The sequence below is a fragment of the Streptomyces sp. NPDC051064 genome (assembly GCF_044455985.1).
Taxonomy (GTDB): Bacteria; Actinomycetota; Actinomycetes; order Streptomycetales; family Streptomycetaceae; genus Streptomyces.
This window is the reverse complement of record NZ_JBITFK010000004.1, coordinates 152,985-171,155: the sequence shown is the minus strand read 5'-3', so window position 1 is coordinate 171,155 and position 18,171 is coordinate 152,985. Positions and strand designations below refer to the sequence as shown.

The following is an 18,171-nucleotide window of genomic DNA, read 5'->3' as shown; positions in this document are numbered from 1 at the left end:
CCATACACAGTGGCCATGGAGGACGCCCCGCGCCGCCGCATACGCTCGCCGTATGAGCACCGATGCCCCTCGCGCCCCGTACATCGACTCCGCAGCGGGCGCGGCCGTGAAGGCCGCCGACCGCGCGCACGTGTTCCACTCCTGGTCCGCCCAGGGCCTGATCGACCCGCTCGCCGTCGCCGGCGCCGAGGGGGCGTACTTCTGGGACTACGACGGCAACCGCTACCTGGACTTCACCAGCGGTCTCGTCTTCACCAACATCGGCTACCAGCACCCCACCGTCGTCGCGGCGATCCAGGAACAGGCGGGCAGGCTCGCCACCTTCGCCCCCGCCTTCGCTGTCGAGGCGCGTTCGGAGGCGGCACGCCTCATCGCCGAGCGCACCCCCGGCGACCTGGACAAGATCTTCTTCACCAACGGCGGCGCCGAAGCCGTCGAGAACGCCGTCCGCATGGCCCGGCTGCACACCGGGCGCCACAAGGTGCTCTCCGCCTTCCGCTCGTACCACGGCGCCACCGCCACGGCGATCAACCTCACCGGCGACCCGCGCCGCTGGGCGTCCGACACCGGTTCGGCGGGGGTCGTCCGTTTCTGGGCGCCGTTCCTCTACCGGTCCCCGTTCTACGCGCAGACCGAGGCCGAGGAGTGTGCCCGCGCGCTCCAGCACCTCGAGGACACGCTCGCCTTCGAGGGCCCGGCGACCGTCGCGGCCGTCGTCCTGGAGACGATCCCCGGCACGGCGGGCATCATGACGCCGCCGCCCGGCTATCTCGCGGGCGTCCGCGAGATCTGCGACCGGCACGGGATCGTGTTCGTGCTGGACGAGGTGATGGCCGGTTTCGGGCGCACCGGGAAGTGGTTCGCCGCGGACCACGACGGCGTCGTACCGGACCTGATGACGTTCGCGAAGGGCGTCAACTCCGGTTACGTGCCGCTCGGCGGCGTCGCGATCAGCGCCGAGATCGCCGCCACCTTCGAGACCCGGCCCTACCCCGGCGGGCTCACCTACTCCGGCCACCCGCTGGCCTGCGCCGCGGCCGTCGCGACGATCGGCGTGATGGAGGACGAGAAGGTCGTCGAGAGCGCGGCACACCTCGGTGAGCACGTGCTCGGCCCCGGTCTGCGCGAGCTCGCCGAACGCCATCCGTCCGTCGGCGAGGTGCGGGGACTGGGCGCCTTCTGGGCGCTCGAGCTGGTCCGCGACAGGGAGACCCGCGAGCCCCTGGTCCCGTACAACGCGACCGGTGAGGCCAACGCCCCGATGGCGGCCTTCGGCGCGGCCTGCAAGAAGCACGGTCTCTGGCCCTTCATCAACATGAACCGCACCCACGTCGTCCCCGCGTGCAACATCACCGAGGCCGAGGCGAAGGAGGGCCTCGCGGCCCTGGACGCGGCCCTCTCGGTCGCCGACGAGCACACGCTGTAGAGCAGGCGCGTGCGCGGTGTGAGCGGCCCGGACGTGGCGCAGTCCCCCGTCCGGCGGTCGGTCTAAGGTGACCCAAGCCGAGAACGGGAGGGGGCGCCATGGGGGCGAGCGGAGGTGTGACCCGCAGTACGCTGCGGCAGCAGATCGCCGACGCACTGCGTGACGAGGTGCTCGCCGGGCGTCTGCGGCCGCGGGTGGAGTTCACCGTCAAGCAGATCGCCGAGCAGTACGGGGTGTCCGCGACGCCCGTCCGGGAAGCGCTCTTCGATCTCTCCGCGCAGGGACTCCTCGAATCCGACCAGCACCGCGGCTTCCGCGTCCGCGAGTTCTCCGTCGCCGACTACCGGGCGATGGTGGAGGCGCGCGCGCTGGTCATAGACGGAGTGTTCCGGCGGATCTTCGACGGCTCCGGTTCGGCGCCCGCCGTGATCGGCGCGCACCGGGCCGCTCTCGTCTCCGTACGCCGCCGGGGCGAGGAGGCGGCACGGGCGGCGCGCAGCGGCGACCTCGACATCCTCATCGGCTACGACCTGCGGTTCTGGCGGGAGCTCGGTGCCGTCATCGGCAACGCCTACATCAACGACTTCCTGCAACGCCTGCGGATGCAGGCCTGGGCCTTCGCGGTCCCCTACCTGCGCGGGGACGGCGACGTGAGCGACTGGCTGTGGAACGGCCACCAGGAGCTGGTGGAGGCGATCACCGCCGCCGACGGGCCGGCCGTACGCGCGGTGCTGGACGGCTACTACACCCACGGGCTGGACTGGGCGGACCGGCTTGCCGCCGACGACCCCCCGCACCCGGGCCACACCTGAGCGCGTGCCGCTCCGACGCGGACCGCGGCCGGCCCGCACCCTGTGCGCGGGGTCGCGGCCGCATTACGCTGTCCCGACCATCGCACGAACCCGTTGGAGAGCGAGACTTCGTGGCCTGTGACCTGTGGCTGGTCCCCCTCGTCGATGTGCTGTGCCACAGCCCCGACAATCCGTTCGCCGAAGAGATCGCCGTCTACGACAAGGCGTTGACCGAGGCGGGGCTGCCGCCCGTGCCGGTCTACGCCTACATGCCAGGACTCACCGGGGACGTCGCCCCGGTCGCGGGCTTCGACTACGACGCCCTGCACTTCCTGCGCCGCGCCTACCTGCTCCAGCTGAGCGGCCTCGCCGTCACGCCCGTCGACGAACTGGGCGGGGACTACGAGCAGTTGCTGGAGATGTTCGAGCAGAGCGCACAGGAGTCCCACCTGGTCTGGCACTACGACCACGCGGGAGCGTATGTCCCGGTGGACTTCCCCCGGCCGCTCGCCGACGACCAGCTCCTGGAGGGTGGCGGCCCGCTGGGCTCCTCCCACGGTCTGCTGCGCGAGCTGGAGTTCGTGGCCCCGTCCATCGGCATCGACCCGGCCAACCCGCCGGCCGCCCCCCTTCCGCCCGCCGGTCCCACCTCGCTTGAGGAGCCGGCCGCTCCCGTCCCGTACGACGAGAACCCGTTCGCCCGGGAGCGGCACGTCTGGCTGGGTCTGCACGCGGCGGCCACCCGCAGCCTCGCGCAGGGCTCGATGATCATCTTCAGCTGACCGGCGCCGGCCGCCCTGCCTCCTCGGCGGGGCGGCTCCGGCTTCAGCGGGGCGGCTCCGGCGGCCGCTGGCGCGGCATGTTCGGCCGGACCGCCGCAGGCATGGTGAGCCGGCCGGGTGCGAACCCCGGCTCGGGGCGGCCGCCGGGCCCGCCCGTCACGAGCGACTGCATGCCCATGGGCGCGGGCCCGGCCCGGAACTCCACCATCCAGTCCGCCGTCTCCATGCGGACGAGCTCGGTGACGTCCTCGGAGAAGCGCCGCAGCACTCCCAGGCACCGCTCTGCGGCCTCGCTGGCGGTCCCCTCCGTCGGCCCGAGCACCTCGCGGACGCACTCGGAGGACCAGTCGAACTGGAGCACCTGCAGGCGCCGCTGCACGGCCTGTGCCGTCGCGAGGTTCCTTATCCAGCCGGAGGTCAGGCCGAAGTACCGGTCGCACGCCATGCACGCGGCGCCCAGCAGCAGCGACAGATAGCCCCAGCCGGCCGACCCGTGCAGCTCCCCGGTCAGATCGAGCAGCGGGAGGGCCGCGCCCGCGACCACCCCGGCCGCCGTGCCGAGCCGGAGCAGCCTGGCCGTGCGCCGCTTGCGGACCCGGTCACGCAGATACCAGTCGGCGGTCTCCATGGCACCGGCCTCGACCCACCGGTAGAGCTCGTCGAGCCGCTCGGCGGGTTCACCCCAGTCGCCGAGGGGGAAGGCGCGGCCGGTCAGGTCCCGGGGGCTCGAACCGGACCGTTCGGTTCCGGTGCCTGCACCGGATCCCGCGCCGGACTCCTTGCGGGGCGGCCCCTCGGGCTGCATCTCCGGCTGACTCACCGCGGCACTCCTCTGCACTCTGCGTTCGGCGCGTATCGACGCGGATCGGCACGGTTCTCGGTCACGGAGGGGGTCGGTGTCCGGCATATGACCGGGGCCCCACCCGTGTAACTCTGCGTTACCTTCACTATGCGTATGGGTACGGATACGCATGCTCTTCCTACCGCCGAATGGTGGGCCGCGGGGTCGAAATCGCGGGATTCCCGCCTGGGCATGGCCTCTGGTCAGGTATAGGAGCACGGCAGGCACTTTTCAGAACTCACCCGAAAGAGTTGGTCCCCGGCGGGTGGGGCGCGGCGTCGGGCGAACACGTAGGCTCGGCATACCGAAACAATCCGTCGTCGAAGTGCCAGGAGTGACCGTGATTCCCGGTGGTGGCCAGCCCAACATGCAGCAGCTGCTCCAGCAGGCCCAGAAGATGCAGCAGGATCTTGCCGAGGCCCAGGAGGAGCTGGCCAGGACCGAGGTCGACGGACAGGCGGGCGGTGGTCTCGTGAAGGCCACCGTGACCGGGTCCGGCGAGCTCCGCGCCCTGGTGATCGATCCCGGAGCGGTGGACCCGGAGGACACCGAGACGCTCGCCGACCTCGTGGTCGCGGCGGTCCAGGCGGCGAACGAGAACGCCCAGCAGCTCCAGCAGCAGAAGCTGGGCCCGCTGGCCCAGGGCCTGGGTGGCATGCCGGGTCTCCCGTTCTGACCCTGTAGCTACCCACCCGTACCGGATACGGTACGAGCAGGAAAAAGGAGAGGCGTTCCGTTGTACGAAGGCGTGGTTCAGGAGCTGATCGACGAGCTGGGCAGGCTGCCGGGCGTCGGTCCCAAGAGCGCGCAGCGGATCGCCTTCCACATCCTGCAGGCCGAGCCCACCGACGTACGCCGTCTGGCCCATGCCCTCCTCGAGGTCAAGGACAAGGTCCGCTTCTGCGAGATCTGCGGCAACGTCGCGCAGCAGGAGCAGTGCGGCATCTGCCGCGACGCGCGCCGTGACCGCTCGGTCATCTGCGTGGTCGAGGAGCCCAAGGACGTCGTGGCGATCGAGCGGACCCGTGAGTTCCGGGGCCGCTACCACGTGCTCGGCGGCGCGATCAGCCCGATCGAGGGCGTCGGCCCCGACGATCTGCGCATCAGGGAGCTGCTGGCCCGGCTCGCGGACGGCTCCATCACGGAGCTGATCCTGGCGACCGACCCCAACCTGGAGGGCGAGGCCACCGCGACGTACCTCGCCCGGATGGTCAAGCCGATGGGCCTGCGGGTCACACGGCTGGCCAGCGGGCTGCCCGTGGGCGGCGACCTGGAGTACGCGGACGAGGTCACCCTCGGCCGTGCCTTCGAGGGGAGGCGGCTGCTCGATGTGTGACCCGGCATCTGACTGCGGCTTTATGTGCGGCGGCGCTATGTTCTACCCACCGTTCGCGACCGTGCCCACGGGAGGTCCCCTCGATGTCTGACGCCACGCTGAACTCCGTCACGCAAAATCCGGACGACTTCGCCGTCCAGATCGCGGACCAGATCAAGACCTTCATCGTCGCGGTCACCGAGGTGTCCAAGGCCGAGGAGCCCGAGGAGGCCGTCCCGGTCCTGCTCCTCCAGGTCTCCCAGCTCCTGCTGGCCGGCGGGAGACTCGGCGCGTACGAGGACATCCTCCCGGACGAGCGCTACGAGCCGGACCTGGGCGCCGAGCCGGACGCCGACGGGCTGCGTGAGCGCTTCGCGGAGCTCCTGGAGCCCATCGACGTCTACTCCGAGGTCTTCGACCCGTACGAGCCCCGCAAGGCGCCCGTACCCCACCGCATCTCCGACGACCTGGCCGACCTGGTCACGGACCTCGGCCACGGGCTCGCGCACTACGAGGCGGACCGCACGGCGGAGGCCATGTGGTGGTGGCAGTTCTCGTACTTCTCCAACTGGGGCTCCACCGCGTCCTCGGCCCTGCGCGCGCTCCAGTCGCTGATCGCCCACATCCGGCTGAACCAGCCGCTCCAGGAGCTCGACGGCCTGGACATCGACCAGGACCCGGGCGACGGGGACCTGGCCGAGGAGGCGGGGCGTGTGATGGCCGAGGAGATCGCGGGGCCGCTGGGCCTGCGGCCGGTCCTGTAACGGTCCTCCGTGGCTTGTGCGACGGCTGAGCCTGTTGTGTCCTGGGACACAAAGAGGCGTGCGGACCGGGGCAGTGGGCAACAGCCCGGTACGAGCAGTTCGGAGCGACATGCCGTTCCGGGTGGTGGGCGGGACATCTCACCATCCGGTACCGACGGGTTGATTCCGGACTGCTCGTTAAACTGAGCCGACCGCACCATTATTGAGCGAGGAGCGCACGTGGGCCTTGTCGTGCAGAAGTACGGAGGCTCCTCCGTAGCCGATGCCGAAGGCATCAAGCGTGTCGCCAAGCGAGTCGTGGACGCCAAGAAGAACGGCAACCAGGTGGTTGTCGTGGTGTCCGCGATGGGCGACACGACGGACGAGTTGATCGATCTCGCCGAGCAGGTATCCCCGATGCCTGCCGGGCGTGAGTTCGACATGCTGCTGACCGCCGGAGAGCGGATCTCCATGGCCCTCCTGGCGATGGCGATCAAAAACCTGGGCCACGAGGCCCAGTCGTTCACGGGCAGCCAGGCCGGTGTCATCACCGACTCGGTCCACAACAAGGCGCGCATCATCGATGTCACGCCCGGCCGCATCCGGACCTCGATCGACGAGGGCAACATCGCCATCGTCGCCGGGTTCCAGGGTGTCAGCCAGGAGGGCAAGAACATCACGACCCTCGGTCGCGGTGGCTCCGACACGACCGCTGTCGCGCTGGCCGCCGCGCTGGACGCCGAGGTCTGTGAGATCTACACCGATGTGGACGGTGTCTTCACCGCCGACCCCCGGGTCGTGAAGAAGGCCCAGAAGATCGACTGGATCTCCTTCGAGGACATGCTGGAGCTGGCGGCCTCCGGCTCCAAGGTGCTGCTGCACCGCTGCGTCGAGTACGCCCGCCGTTACAACATCCCGATCCACGTCCGCTCGTCCTTCTCCGGACTGCGCGGCACCTGGGTCAGCAACGAGCCGCAAGGGGACCAGCAGGTGGAGCACGCCATCATCTCCGGAGTCGCCCACGACGTCTCCGAGGCCAAGGTCACGGTCGTCGGGGTTCCCGACAAGCCGGGCGAGGCCGCAGCGATCTTCCGCGCCATCGCGGACGCGGAGATCAACATGGACATGGTGGTGCAGAACGTCTCCGCCGCCTCGACCGGTCTCACGGACATCACGTTCACCCTGCCCAAGACCGAGGGCCGCAAGGCCATCGACGCCCTGGAGCGCAGCCGCGCCGGCATTGGCTTCGAGTCCCTGCGCTACGACGACCAGATCGCCAAGATCTCCCTCGTCGGCGCGGGTATGAAGACCAACCCCGGTGTCACCGCGGGCTTCTTCGAGGCGCTGTCCGACGTCGGTGTGAACATCGAGCTGATCTCGACGTCCGAGATCCGCATCTCGGTGGTCACCCGTGTCGACGACGTCAACGAGGCCGTGCGCGCCGTGCACACCGCCTTCGGACTCGACAGCGACTCCGACGAGGCCGTCGTCTACGGGGGCACCGGCCGATGACGGGACGCCGTCCTTCGCTCGCGGTCGTCGGCGCGACCGGTGCGATCGGCGGTGTCATGCTCCAGATCCTCTCGCAGCACGAGGACGTCTGGGGCGAGGTCAGACTGATCGCCTCTCCGCGTGCGGCCGGCACCAAGCTGGTCGTACGCGGTGAGGAGACCGAGGTCCTCGCGCTCGCCGAGGACGTGTTCGACGGCGTGGACGTCGCCCTGTTCCTGGTGCCGGACGAGGTGTCCGCGCAGTGGGGGCCGGTCGCCGCCGCCAAGGGCGCGGTGGTCGTGGACGACTCGGCCGCCTTCCGCCTGGACGACGACGTTCCCCTCGTCGTACCCGAGATCAACCCCCATGCCGCGCGGATGCGACCGCGCGGCATCGTCGCGTCGCCGAACTGCACGACGCTGTCGCTGATCGTCGCGGTCGGCGCGCTGCACGCCGAATTCGGGCTGCGGGAGCTGATCGTCTCGTCCTACCAGGCGGTGAGCGGCGAGGGCCGGGACGGAGTCGCCGTGCTCCGCGAGCAGCTGGCCCTGGTGGCGGGTACGGAGCTGGGCACCCGCCCCGGTGACGTACGGCGGGCCCTGGGCGACGGTGAGAAGAGCCCCTTCGCCGCCCCGGTGGCGCTGAACGTGGTGCCCTGGGCCGGGACCGACGCCGGGGACGGCTGGTCGTCCGAGGAGCTGGCGATGCGCGAGGAGTGCCGGAAGGTCCTGGGGCTGCCGGACCTCAAGGTCACGGCGACCTGTGTGTACGTGCCCGTCGTCGCGACGCACTCCATGTCCGTGCACGCCCGCTTCGAGAACGAGGTGTCGGTGGCCCGGGCGCACGAGGTCCTGGCGACCGCGCCCGGGGTGGTGCTCTTCGACAGCCCGGCGGCCGGTGACTTCCCCACGCCGTCCGATGTCGTGGGCACCGACCCGACCTGGGTGGGCCGGGTGCGGCAGTCGATGGACGATCCGCACGCCGTCGAGATGTTCATCTGCGGCGATAATCTCCGAAAAGGCGCGGCTCTCAACGTGGCCCAGATCGCCGAATCGGTGGCCGGTGAATTTTCTCGTACCTGATCGAACCTGTTTTGTAGGATCTGTGTGCGCCCTATGAGTAACTTGCAGGTCTGAACCTCTTGAGCTGGGGCGTTGTCATATCCGACGATGATCTCCTCGCCCTCCGCAACCGCTAGGCGGGCGCTGCGCGTCTCTGTCGTCACTTCTTGCGTGGCTGGATGCGTTTTCGGGGCATTTGGGGAAGAGCAGGTACGAATGAGGGCATGTCGCACAGCATCGAACGCGGTGCCGTACGCGTACAACCCTGACGGGGGGAAGCGTGTCCAACTGGCGTGGCAGAGGTTCTCGACATCACAGTGGTGGGCCCGTTGCGAGGCGCTTCGGTGCGTCCGCTCCGGAGGCCCCGCGCAGCCGGCGGTATGCCGGTGATCGCGCCCATGCCCGCCGCGCGCTCCGCCCGGCTGCCTTCGCAGCGCGAGGGCGCTGAGGAGACGGTGGCGGCAGGAACGACGGTCGACCATCTCACCGAGACCTATCGCGCCCACTACCGCTCGCTGCTGGGCCTCGCGGCGCTCCTGCTGGACGACACCGCGTCCTGCGAGGACGTCGTGCAGGAGGCGTTCATCCGGGTGCACTCGGCGCGGAACCGGGTGCGCGATCCGGAGAAGACGCTGGCGTACCTGCGCCAGACGGTGGTCAACCTGTCGCGCTCCGCGCTGCGTCGGCGCATCCTCGGGCTGAAGCTCCTCTCCAAGCCGATGCCCGACATGGCGAGCGCGGAGGAGGGCGCGTACGACCAGCTGGAGCGGGACGCGCTGATCAAGGCGATGAAGGGACTGCAGCGCCGCCAGCGCGAGGTGCTGGTGCTGCGCTACTTCTCGGACATGACGGAGGCTCAGGTCGCCGAGACGCTCGGGATATCGCTCGGTTCGGTGAAGGCGTACGGTTCCCGGGGCATTGCGGCACTGCGCGTGGTGATGGAGGCGCAGGCATGAGCAGGCCCGAGCACAGGCACGACGATGACCGGACTGGAAACGGAATTGTGAACCACGGGCCGGAAAACATCCCGAACGCCGATCCGGAGCAGGACGGTGAACGGACGCAGGACGCGGTCGACGGCGCGGAAGCCGCCTCAGGGACCGCCGCCCCGGAAGCGGAAGCGGGCGCGGACGATCATGGCCCGGACGGTCATGGCTCGGACGGTCATGGCGGCTCGGACGTTCACGGCGGCTCGGACGACCGTGACGCGGGTAGCCGTGACGCCGGAGCCGGCGATGGCGGCACGCTGACCGAACTCTTCGGCGGCGGGGGCGGCCAGGGCGGCGGTGTCGGTGGCGGCTTCGGCGGCCTGGCCGGAGGTGCCGACGGTGAGGGCATGGACGAGGTCGCGCTGCGCCGCATGCTGCGGGGCGCCGTCCAGGGCCTGGAGCCCTCCGACGGCACCCTCGACCATCTGCACCGCGCGGTGCCCGCCCGGCGCGCCAGGCGGCGGCAGGGCGTGGTGGGCGCTGCGGCAGCGGCGCTGCTGATCGGTACAGCGGTTCCCGCGTTCGTCCACGTGGCGAATTCGGAGGGCTCGGCCACCGCCAGCCCCGCCATCGCCGGCCACGGCGAGCAGGCGCAGGGAGGCAGCGGCGAGGACGCGGGCGCCGAGGCCGACGGCGGGAAAACGGCGGGCCCCGAGAACCGCCGGAGCGAGGGCGCCGAGGGCGAGAACGGTAGCTCCGCGGTTCCGTCGCGGGGATCGGACCCGGGCGCGGAGAGCAGCGGGGCCGAGGGCCTGGAAGACCCCCCGGGTTCCGATGTGGCCGCTGCCGCGGCCTGCTCCCCCGACCAGCTCGGTGTGGCTTCCGCCGACGCGGGCTCGGCCCGCGCGGACGGCACGGTGTACGGGACCTTCAGGATCGCGAACGTCTCCGGCGACTCCTGCTCGGTGACCACCAACGGCACCGTCGGCTTCCAGGCGGTGGGCGCCGCCGACCCGTTGAAGATCACCGTGGTGCAGCACACCGCAGGCGACCCGGCGGCCGGGCTGCCCGATCCCTCGCTCGAGCCGGGGGCCGTACTCCTGAAGCCGGCGATGGCGTACGAGGTGCGCTTCGCGTGGGTGCCGTCGGACACCTGCCCGACCACGGGTGGTTCGCCCAGCCCGACGCCCACGGACGGCGGCGGAGGCGGCGGCGAGGGCACGACGGGGAGCGACACCGGTACGACGGACGCGGCGGCGCAGTTCGGCAGCGCGGACGAGGGACCGGCGGACGGCAGCATCGCGGTCACCCACACCCCGGAGGCGGGTGCGCCTACGGCGGAGACCACCATCGCCAACGCGTGCGCCGGCACGATCTACCGCACGGGCGTACTGGACGCGTCCTAGGGCCGTCGTTCGGACCCGCCAGGAATTCCCGGGTTCCGGCGGGCCCCTGCCCGCTGCTGTCGCCGAAGCCGCCGCTGCGGTCCTGCCGTTCCCGCCGGACCTCGTCAGTCGGCGTCGGCCGCGAGCCCCAGACGGATGTCGCGCGCGGCCTCCGCCTCGCGGCGCATCAGCCGGAACCACATGAAGAGCACGAAGCCGGCGAAGACGAACCACTCGCCGGTGTAGCCGAGGTTCTGGAAGGCCTTCAGATCGAGCCCGCTGCCCTGCGCCGCCGCCGCGGGGACGGGCTCCATGCCGCCATCACCCGCGTCACCCGCCTCCGGCCCGGGCAGCGTCACCCACGCGTCGTAGACGTCGTACGGCACGAGGTTCACGAGGGACGCCGCGCTGATCATGCCGAGCTGGCCCTCGGGGAGCCCGCCGCTGAGGTCGACACCGGTGGTGCCGCTGTTCTCGGAGGCCTGCAGATCGCCCGTCACCGTGACCTCGCCGGTCGGCGCCTCGGGCACCTGCGTGCTGCCGGGGCTGCCCGCCAGCCAGCCCCGCACCACGGGGAGCGCTTTGCCGCTGTCGGTGCGCAGCAGATCCAGCACGTAGAAGCCGTTACGGTCGTCCAGCCTGCGGCCGGGGACCAGGAACTGATCGGCGTACGTCCCCTTCGCCACAGCGGGGCGGCCGGACGTGTCCGTGCTGACGGGGAGCAGTTCGTCGAGCGGCGCCGGGGAACGGGTGCCCGGATCGGGGCGTTCCTCGGCCTCCTCGTGCGACTGCACACGGTCCTCGAAACGGCCGAGCTGCCATGTGCCCATGAAGACGCAGAACGGGATGGCCAGCACGACGAAGAGGTTGATCCCCCACCACCGCGGGGTCAGCAGGAACCGGTACACCCCTCCAAGGTACGGTTCCCCGCTCCGGGCCCCCGGAGCGGGGTGCACCATTTATCCGGACCTTATGCGGTCGGCTTCCTTCCCTCCTGTCCCTGTCCGAGGTGGCGGAGGGCGAAGTCCAGCTCCAGCCGCACCTGCTTGATCCACTCCTCCACGACGAGCGAGCCGTGCCCCGCGTCGTAGCGGTACACCTCGTGGACCGCGCCGCGGGCCGCGAGGCGGTCCACGTAGTTCTCCACCTGGCGGATCGGGCACCGCGGGTCGTTGACGCCGGCTGAGATGTAGACCGGGGCGCGCACGGCGTCCACATAGGTCAGCGGGGACGAGGCCTCGAAGCGCTCCGGCACCTCCTCCGGGGTGCCGCCCAGCAGGGTGCGGTCCATCGCCTTCAGCGCTTCCATCTCGTCGTGATAGGCGGTGACGTAGTCGGCGACCGGGACAGCGGCCAGCCCGAGGGCCCAGGCATCCGGCTGCGTACCCAGCCCGAGAAGCGTCAGATAGCCGCCCCACGACCCACCGGCCAGCACCAGCCGCTCCGGGTCCGCCAGCCCCGACTTCACCGCCCAGTCCCGGACGGCCTCGACATCCTCCAGCTCGATCAGCCCGACCCGGTGCTTGAGCGCGTCCGTCCACGCCCGCCCGTACCCCGTCGACCCGCGGTAGTTGACCCGCACCACCGCGAAGCCGTGGTCCACCCACGCGGCGGGGCCCGACGCGAAGGCGTCGCTGTCGTGCCAGGTGGGCCCGCCGTGTATCTCGAAGACCGTGGGGAACGGACCGTCACCGGCCGGGGTCTGCACCAGGGCGTGGATCCGGCCTCCGGGGCCCTCCACCCAGGCGTCCCGCACCGGCACCGATGCCGGAGCTTTCGCGCCCGGCGGGTCGAGGACGACGGAGCCGGTCGTGGACCGCACCGCGGGCGGCTGCGCGGCCGAGGACCAGAGATACTCCACCGTGCCGTCCGGGCGGGCCGTGGCGCCCGACACCGTCCCGGAGGGTGTCTCGACCCGCACCGGCCCCGCGGCGCCCGGCTCGAACCGCCACAGCTCGCTGCGGGCCTCGAAGCTGTGCTCGATCAGCAGCGCGGATCCGTCCGGATACCACTCGGCGCCCGCGTCGCCGGGCAGGTCGACCGGCAGGTCCGTCTGCGTGCCCGCGACCGGGTCCCAGATCATCGGCTCCCACCGCCCACGCCGCTGGTGCCCGACCAGCAGCCGGGTGTCACCTGCCACCGGGGCGAAGCCCAGCACCGACAGGCCGAGCTCCTTCGTGCCGCCCTCGGTGTCGTCCAGCTCCGCGACCGTCGAACCGTCGGGGCGCACCACTCGCAGCGCCGAGTGCATCGCGTCGCCGTGCTCCGTGTGCTCCAGGGCGATCAGCGTCCCGTCGTGGGAGAGGTCACCGACCCCCGCGGACTCCCGGTGCCGGTAGATCTCGACCGGCTCCGTCCCGGCGCGCACCAGATGAACGGTCGTCCCCTCCTCGTCGGTCGAGCGGCCGACCACCGCCGTGCCGTCGCGGCCGATCGCGAGCCCGGCCGGGTAGGAGGGTTCGAGGCCGGGCGTGGCCTCCTCGTCCGCGCCGCCGTCGAAGGGCTGCCGCATCCACACGCCGAACTCGTCGCCGTCGGTGTCGGCGAACCACCAGACGGCCAGACCGTCCGGCGTCAGCACACCGTCGGTCGTCCCGTTGGGCCGGTCCGTGACCTGGCGCTGCTTCCCGGTCGCCCGGTCCCACGCGTACAGCTCGTACGTGCCGGTGGCGTTGGAGACGAAGAGCGCGCGGTCGGGGGCGTCCTCGGCCCAGTCGGGCAGGGACACCCGCGCAGCGCGGAACCGCTGCTCCCACTGCGGCGGCTCCTGCTCCCGCTCCGGTACGGACGCGTCGTTCTGTGTGTCGCTCATGACCCCATCCAACCCGATGTGACCACGAAGCCGGGCGGCCTGTGGATAACCGCTCGCAGGCACCCCCAGCCTGTGGGTAACTTTCACGGCATGTACGCACCGACGCCCGACGACTGGCACGAGGCCAACCGCGCACGCTGGGACGAGCGCGTGGCCATCCACGCGGCCAGTGACTACTACGACCTGGACGCGTTCCGGGCAGGCAAGGACGCGCTGCGCGGCTTCGAGCTCGCGGAGGTCGGTGACGTGGCCGGCCGGACCCTCCTGCACCTGCAGTGCCACATCGGCCTCGACACCCTCTCGTGGGCGCGCCACGGCGCCGCCCAGGTCGTCGGCCTCGACTTCTCCGAACCCGCCGTCGAGACCGCCCGCGACCTGGCCCGTTCGCTGGGTCTGACGCCGGAGCGGGCCACGTTCGTCGCGTCCGACGTGTACGACGCCGCGCAGGCCGTGCCGGACTCTGCGTACGACATCGTCTACACCGGGCTCGGCGCCCTGAACTGGCTTCCGGACGTGGACCGTTGGGCGGAGGTCGTGGCCTCGCTCGTCGCGCCCGGCGGATTCCTCTACCTGGCGGAGTTCCATCCGCTGACCGACTGTCTCGACGACGACACCGGCTCGACGATCGCGTACGACTACTTCAGCCGCGATCCCTGGGTGGACGAGTCGCCGGGCACGTACGCCGACTTCGATGCCGCCACCGTCCACAACCGCAGCGTCGAGTGGCAGCACCCTGTCGGCGAGGTCGTCTCGGCGCTGGCTGCGGCCGGGCTGCGGATCGAGTTCCTGCACGAACACGATGCCTCGCTCTTCGCCCGCTACCCGGCGCTGGTGCGGCATGCCGACGGCTACTACCGCTTCCCGGCCGACCGTCCGCGCATCCCGATGATGTACTCGGTCAAGGCGTCCCGGCCGGTCAGCGGCTGACCGGGGCCGCGCCGCGGCCGATTGTCAGTGGCGGGGTCCACACTCGGGAACATGACCGATATGGCTGACAGTCCGGGCGCGGCGTGGGGCACGGCCGAGGTGCGAGCCGCCGTGGAGGCGTACTGGGCCGCGGCGGATGCCCGCGACTGGGGCGCGTTCGCCGACACCCTCGCCGACGACGTGGTGTACGAACTGCCGCAGAGCCGCGAGCGCATCCTCGGCAAGGAGCGCTACGTCCGGTTCAACCAGGAGTATCCGGGGGACTGGCACGTCCGGATCGAGCGGATAGTGGCCGACGGGGAGGGCCGGCAGGCCGCTGTCCGGACGCTCGTCACCGTCGGGCCGGAGGAGACGCATGCCATCCACTTCTTCACGTTCGACGCGGACGGCAGGATCTCCGGGGTGACGGACTTCTGGCCCGAGCCCTACGAGCCCCCGGCGAGCCGGGCGCACCTGGTCGAGCGGTACTGAGCCCGGAGCGCGCCGAAGCGGGGGACCGCCCGCCGTGCGGCGCGACCTCCGGCGGCGGACCCGCCCGGCGTGTGCCGGGCGGGCCCTCTTTCACGCGTTACGCCACGGAGTCGAAGGCCGGAAGGTAGCCGTTCGACTGCCCGATGGCCTTGGGGTGGTACGAGTTGGTGACCGGGATGGACACGCTGTGGATCCACGCGTCACCCGAGCAGAGTTCGTGCCCGGTGAATTCGTCCACCACGCTCGAATACGTGAACCCCGCGTCGGCCGCCCGCTTGGCGAGCACCCCGTTCAGGACGTCCGACGCGTTGTTGATGGCCCCGCGCTCTGTCTCCGTGAGGCCGGCGATGCAGGTGCCCGACAGCTTGTAGAAGCGCGGGTAGCCCAGGACCACCACTTGGGCCTGCGGCGCCCGTGAACGGATGCCCGCGTAGAGGGAGTCGAGCCTGCCTGGCAGCACGTTCTCCATCTCGGAGACCGCGGTGTTCACCCGGGCCACGCAGGTGGCCTCGCTCTGCAGCACGCAGGTCTGCATGACGTCCGCGAACCCGACGTCGTTGCCGCCGGCAGTGAGGCTGACCAGCGTGGTCGACGAGCTCAGCGCGCCCAGCTGGCCGCTGGACACGGAGGCCGTCGTCGCACCCGAGCAGGCGACGAACGTGAACGACGACGGGGCGTTCGCGTTCTTCCAGAGATAGGGGTACGCGTTGGTGCTGCGTTTGCAGTCACCGCTCTCGGAGGTGTAGCTCCCGGCGCCGACGCCGGAGGAGTAGGAGTCACCGAGAGCGACGTAGTTGTCGCCTGCGGCGGATGCCGGTTGCGCGAGGCCGAGTGCGGCCACGGCCGCGATCGCGAGGGTGGTGAGGGACGCCCGGAAGGTTCGTACTGACATGGCTGCCAGCCCTTCGAAATGTGGGGGACGAGTGGGGAGTTCGTGGGGCGTGCACGTTTGTAGCAGCTCCCGGTACTCGGCGGTAATGGCTGCGGGGAAAGTCGTCTGATATGCCCGAAGGATCGTTCGGTCGTCGATGCTCCGCGCGTAGATAAACCTTCAACAGGCCCCCGAATGGGTGAAGTTGTGGATCTCTCCGACACCCGGGACGACTCGTGTGAGTCACCTTCGGGGGAGCGCAGCCGCTCGGACGGCAGCCGCCTCGCGCCGCCGCCCCGCCTTCACAACCGCCCACCGCACCACATCCGTCGCCCGCACCACATACGACTGCGGCCGCCAGGAATCCTGGCGGCCGCAGTGGGTCGGGAGGCGGTTCGTGGACTAGAGCGTGCGCTCCAGACGGTCCGCCATCAGCCTGCTGAAGCGCGAGGGGTCACTCAGCTCGCCGCCGTCCGAGAGGAGCGCGAGCCCGTGGACCAGCTCGGCCGTCTCGGCCAGTTCGGTGCGGGTGCCCTCCTCGCCGCTCTGCTCGGCGTACGCCTTCTTGAGCCCGCTGATCAGCGCGTGCGAGGGGTTGAGTTCGAGGATGCGCTTGATCTGCGGCACCTCCTGGCCCATGGCGCGGTACATGTTCTCCAGCGCCGGGGTGACATCGTGGGTGTCCGAGACGATGCAGGCCGGCGAGACGGTGAGGCGCGAGGAGAGACGTACCTCCTTCACGGTGTCACCGAGCTGCTCGGTCATCCAGGTCAGCAGACCGGCGTAGTCCTGCTGCTGCTTCTCACGCTCGGCCTCGACCTCCTTCTTCTCCTCGTCGGTGTCGAGGTCGACCTCGCCCTTGGAGATGGACTGGAGCGGCTTGCCGTCGAACTCGGGGACGGACTGGACCCAGACCTCGTCGACAGGTTCGGTCAGCAGCAGGACCTCGAAGCCCTTGGCGCGGAAGGCCTCCATGTGCGGCGAGCTCTCCATGGCCGCGCGGGACTCGCCCGTCATGTAGTAGATCTGCTCCTGGCCCTCCTTCATCCGCTCCACGTACGAGCGCAGGGTGGTCAGCCCCTCCTCGTCCTGGGTCGAGGCGAACGAGGAGATCTCCAGGATCGCGTCGCGGTTCTCGAAGTCCTGGAACAGTCCCTCCTTGAGGACCCGGCCGAACTCCTTCCAGAACGTCTCGTACTTCTCCGGGGCGTTGGACCTCATGTCCTTGACCGTCGAGAGCACCTTCTTGACCAGACGGCGCCGCATCATCTCGATCTGGCGGTCCTGCTGAAGGATCTCGCGCGACACATTGAGCGAAAGGTCCTGTGCGTCGACCACGCCCTTCACGAAGCGGAGATACGTCGGCATGAGCGCTTCGCAGTCATCCATGATGAACACGCGCTTCACATAGAGCTGAACTCCACGCTTGTGGTCCTGCATGAACAGGTCCTGCGGTGCGTGGGACGGCAGGAAGAGCAGAGCCTGGTATTCGAAGGTTCCCTCCGCCTGCATGCGGATGGTTTCGAGCGGATCGGTCCAGTCGTGACTGATGTGCTTGTACAGCTCGCTGTACTCCTCATCGGTCACGGAATCCTTCGACCGGGCCCACAGGGCCTTCATCGAGTTGACCGTCTCGGCCTCGGGCTCCGCTCCCTCCTCGCCCGCCACCGCCGCCATGCGGATGGGCCAGGTGATGAAGTCCGAGTAGCGCTTGACGATTTCCCTGAGCTTCCAGGGCGAGGTGTAGTCGAAGAGCTTGTCCTCGGCGTCCTCGGGCTTGAGCCTCAGCGTGACCGAGGTGCCCTGCGGTGCGTCGTCGACGGACTCGACGGTGTAGGTGCCCTCGCCGCTGGACTGCCAGCGCGTGCCCGTGTCCTCGCCCGCGCGCCGGGTCACCAGGGTGACCTCGTCGGCCACCATGAAGCTCGAATAGAACCCGACACCGAACTGTCCGATGAGCTCCTCGGAGGCGGTGGCGTCCTTGGCTTCCTTCAGTTCCTGGAGGAACTTCGCCGTACCGGAATTCGCGATCGTCCCGATCAGTTGCACGACCTCGTCGTGCGACATTCCGATGCCGTTGTCACGCACGGTCAGTGTGCGCGTCTCCTGGTCGGCCTCGACGGCGATATGCAGGTCGGAGGTGTCCGCCTGGAGCGTGTCGTCGCGGAGAGTCTCCAGCCGCAGCTTGTCCAGCGCGTCCGAACAATTGGAAATGAGCTCACGCAGGAATACATCCTTGTTCGAGTAAATCGAATGGATCATCATCTGCAGGAGCTGGCGAGCTTCTACCTGAAACTCGAATGTCTCGGCCGGCATGGGTACGGGT

At 70.2% G+C, this 18,171-nt stretch carries 17 protein-coding genes; 12 read left to right on the top strand and 5 right to left on the bottom strand.

Features of this window, described 5'->3' with window-relative positions:
• The first annotated feature begins 52 nt into the window (after positions 1-52).
• The 3 genes from ACIBCU_RS15700 (at position 53) to ACIBCU_RS15690 (ending at position 2,999) form a co-directional block, all read left to right on the top strand.
• Positions 53-1,426, top strand: coding sequence for an aspartate aminotransferase family protein (locus tag ACIBCU_RS15700; protein WP_399231834.1), 1,374 nt, complete (start codon positions 53-55; stop codon positions 1,424-1,426).
• Between the two features lie 98 nt (positions 1,427-1,524).
• Positions 1,525-2,238: a GntR family transcriptional regulator gene (locus ACIBCU_RS15695; RefSeq protein ID WP_362927344.1), complete on the top strand. Its 714-nt coding sequence runs from the start codon at positions 1,525-1,527 to the stop codon at positions 2,236-2,238.
• Positions 2,239-2,348: 110 nt separating this feature from the next.
• Positions 2,349-2,999: a hypothetical protein gene (locus ACIBCU_RS15690; protein WP_362927342.1), complete on the top strand. Its 651-nt coding sequence runs from the start codon at positions 2,349-2,351 to the stop codon at positions 2,997-2,999.
• A 43-nt stretch (positions 3,000-3,042) separates the two neighbouring features.
• Here the strand turns inward: ACIBCU_RS15690 and ACIBCU_RS15685 are convergent, their stop codons facing one another.
• Entirely contained in the window at positions 3,043-3,819 is a 777-nt protein-coding gene (locus tag ACIBCU_RS15685) for an SLATT domain-containing protein (protein ID WP_362927341.1), read from the bottom strand.
• Positions 3,820-4,180: 361 nt separating this feature from the next.
• On the opposite strand from ACIBCU_RS15685, the gene ACIBCU_RS15680 reads away from it, so the two are divergent.
• The 7 genes from ACIBCU_RS15680 to ACIBCU_RS15650 all read left to right on the top strand — a co-directional run bounded on the left by ACIBCU_RS15680 (position 4,181) and on the right by ACIBCU_RS15650 (position 10,785).
• Positions 4,181-4,516 (top strand): YbaB/EbfC family nucleoid-associated protein, encoded by a 336-nt coding sequence (locus tag ACIBCU_RS15680; RefSeq protein ID WP_356713924.1) that lies wholly within the window; start codon positions 4,181-4,183, stop codon positions 4,514-4,516.
• A 60-nt stretch (positions 4,517-4,576) separates the two neighbouring features.
• Positions 4,577-5,176 (top strand): recombination mediator RecR, encoded by a 600-nt coding sequence (gene recR / locus ACIBCU_RS15675; protein WP_099173476.1) that lies wholly within the window; start codon positions 4,577-4,579, stop codon positions 5,174-5,176.
• Positions 5,177-5,259: 83 nt separating this feature from the next.
• Complete coding sequence (locus ACIBCU_RS15670) at positions 5,260-5,919, top strand: DUF5063 domain-containing protein (protein WP_362927340.1); 660 nt, start codon at positions 5,260-5,262, stop codon at positions 5,917-5,919.
• Positions 5,920-6,138: 219 nt separating this feature from the next.
• Positions 6,139-7,410 carry an aspartate kinase gene (locus ACIBCU_RS15665; protein ID WP_362927339.1) on the top strand — a complete coding sequence of 424 codons (1,272 nt, stop codon included), beginning with the start codon at positions 6,139-6,141 and terminating at the stop codon, positions 7,408-7,410.
• Positions 7,407-8,471, top strand: coding sequence for an aspartate-semialdehyde dehydrogenase (locus tag ACIBCU_RS15660; RefSeq protein ID WP_362927338.1), 1,065 nt, complete (start codon positions 7,407-7,409; stop codon positions 8,469-8,471). Before ACIBCU_RS15665 ends, ACIBCU_RS15660 begins: the two co-directional genes overlap by 4 nt.
• Before the next feature lie 359 nt (positions 8,472-8,830).
• Positions 8,831-9,406 carry a SigE family RNA polymerase sigma factor gene (locus ACIBCU_RS15655; protein ID WP_362927387.1) on the top strand — a complete coding sequence of 192 codons (576 nt, stop codon included), beginning with the start codon at positions 8,831-8,833 and terminating at the stop codon, positions 9,404-9,406.
• Positions 9,403-10,785 carry a hypothetical protein gene (locus ACIBCU_RS15650; protein ID WP_399231828.1) on the top strand — a complete coding sequence of 461 codons (1,383 nt, stop codon included), beginning with the start codon at positions 9,403-9,405 and terminating at the stop codon, positions 10,783-10,785. Before ACIBCU_RS15655 ends, ACIBCU_RS15650 begins: the two co-directional genes overlap by 4 nt.
• Positions 10,786-10,889: 104 nt before the next feature.
• Here ACIBCU_RS15650 and ACIBCU_RS15645 read toward each other — a convergent pair whose 3' ends face one another.
• Positions 10,890-11,672 carry an SURF1 family protein gene (locus ACIBCU_RS15645; protein WP_399231827.1) on the bottom strand — a complete coding sequence of 261 codons (783 nt, stop codon included), beginning with the start codon at positions 11,670-11,672 and terminating at the stop codon, positions 10,890-10,892.
• Positions 11,673-11,734: 62 nt separating this feature from the next.
• Positions 11,735-13,576 (bottom strand): S9 family peptidase, encoded by a 1,842-nt coding sequence (locus tag ACIBCU_RS15640; protein ID WP_399231825.1) that lies wholly within the window; start codon positions 13,574-13,576, stop codon positions 11,735-11,737.
• Between the two features lie 90 nt (positions 13,577-13,666).
• Here ACIBCU_RS15640 and ACIBCU_RS15635 point away from each other — a divergent pair, with 90 nt between their 5' ends.
• Positions 13,667-14,503 (top strand): class I SAM-dependent methyltransferase, encoded by an 837-nt coding sequence (locus tag ACIBCU_RS15635; RefSeq protein WP_399231822.1) that lies wholly within the window; start codon positions 13,667-13,669, stop codon positions 14,501-14,503.
• 51 nt (positions 14,504-14,554) lie between these two features.
• Positions 14,555-14,974, top strand: a complete 420-nt coding sequence (locus ACIBCU_RS15630) for a nuclear transport factor 2 family protein (protein ID WP_399231820.1) — start codon at positions 14,555-14,557, stop codon at positions 14,972-14,974.
• A gap of 97 nt (positions 14,975-15,071) precedes the next feature.
• On the opposite strand, the gene ACIBCU_RS15625 is transcribed toward ACIBCU_RS15630, so the two are convergent.
• On the bottom strand, positions 15,072-15,866 hold the full coding sequence (locus tag ACIBCU_RS15625; protein ID WP_399231818.1) for an SGNH/GDSL hydrolase family protein: 795 nt from the start codon (positions 15,864-15,866) through the stop codon (positions 15,072-15,074).
• A 381-nt stretch (positions 15,867-16,247) separates the two neighbouring features.
• A complete protein-coding gene (gene htpG, locus ACIBCU_RS15620) occupies positions 16,248-18,161 on the bottom strand; it encodes a molecular chaperone HtpG (protein ID WP_362927331.1) in 1,914 nt (637 codons plus the stop codon).
• Positions 18,162-18,171: the final 10 nt, after the last annotated feature.

Bases quoted from the DNA above. Each gene is read 5' to 3' on its own strand.
- ACIBCU_RS15640 (WP_399231825.1), bottom strand. From the start codon at position 13,576: ATGAGCGACACACAGAACGACGCGTCCGTACCGGAGCGGGAGCAGGAG.
- ACIBCU_RS15670 (WP_362927340.1), top strand. From the start codon at position 5,260: ATGTCTGACGCCACGCTGAACTCCGTCACGCAAAATCCGGACGACTTC.
- ACIBCU_RS15660 (WP_362927338.1), top strand. From the start codon at position 7,407: ATGACGGGACGCCGTCCTTCGCTCGCGGTCGTCGGCGCGACCGGTGCG.
- htpG (WP_362927331.1), bottom strand. From the start codon at position 18,161: ATGCCGGCCGAGACATTCGAGTTTCAGGTAGAAGCTCGCCAGCTCCTG.
- ACIBCU_RS15650 (WP_399231828.1), top strand. From the start codon at position 9,403: ATGAGCAGGCCCGAGCACAGGCACGACGATGACCGGACTGGAAACGGA.
- ACIBCU_RS15655 (WP_362927387.1), top strand. From the start codon at position 8,831: ATGCCGGTGATCGCGCCCATGCCCGCCGCGCGCTCCGCCCGGCTGCCT.
- ACIBCU_RS15700 (WP_399231834.1), top strand. From the start codon at position 53: ATGAGCACCGATGCCCCTCGCGCCCCGTACATCGACTCCGCAGCGGGC.
- ACIBCU_RS15625 (WP_399231818.1), bottom strand. From the start codon at position 15,866: ATGTCAGTACGAACCTTCCGGGCGTCCCTCACCACCCTCGCGATCGCG.
- ACIBCU_RS15695 (WP_362927344.1), top strand. From the start codon at position 1,525: ATGGGGGCGAGCGGAGGTGTGACCCGCAGTACGCTGCGGCAGCAGATC.
- ACIBCU_RS15635 (WP_399231822.1), top strand. From the start codon at position 13,667: ATGTACGCACCGACGCCCGACGACTGGCACGAGGCCAACCGCGCACGC.
- ACIBCU_RS15630 (WP_399231820.1), top strand. From the start codon at position 14,555: ATGACCGATATGGCTGACAGTCCGGGCGCGGCGTGGGGCACGGCCGAG.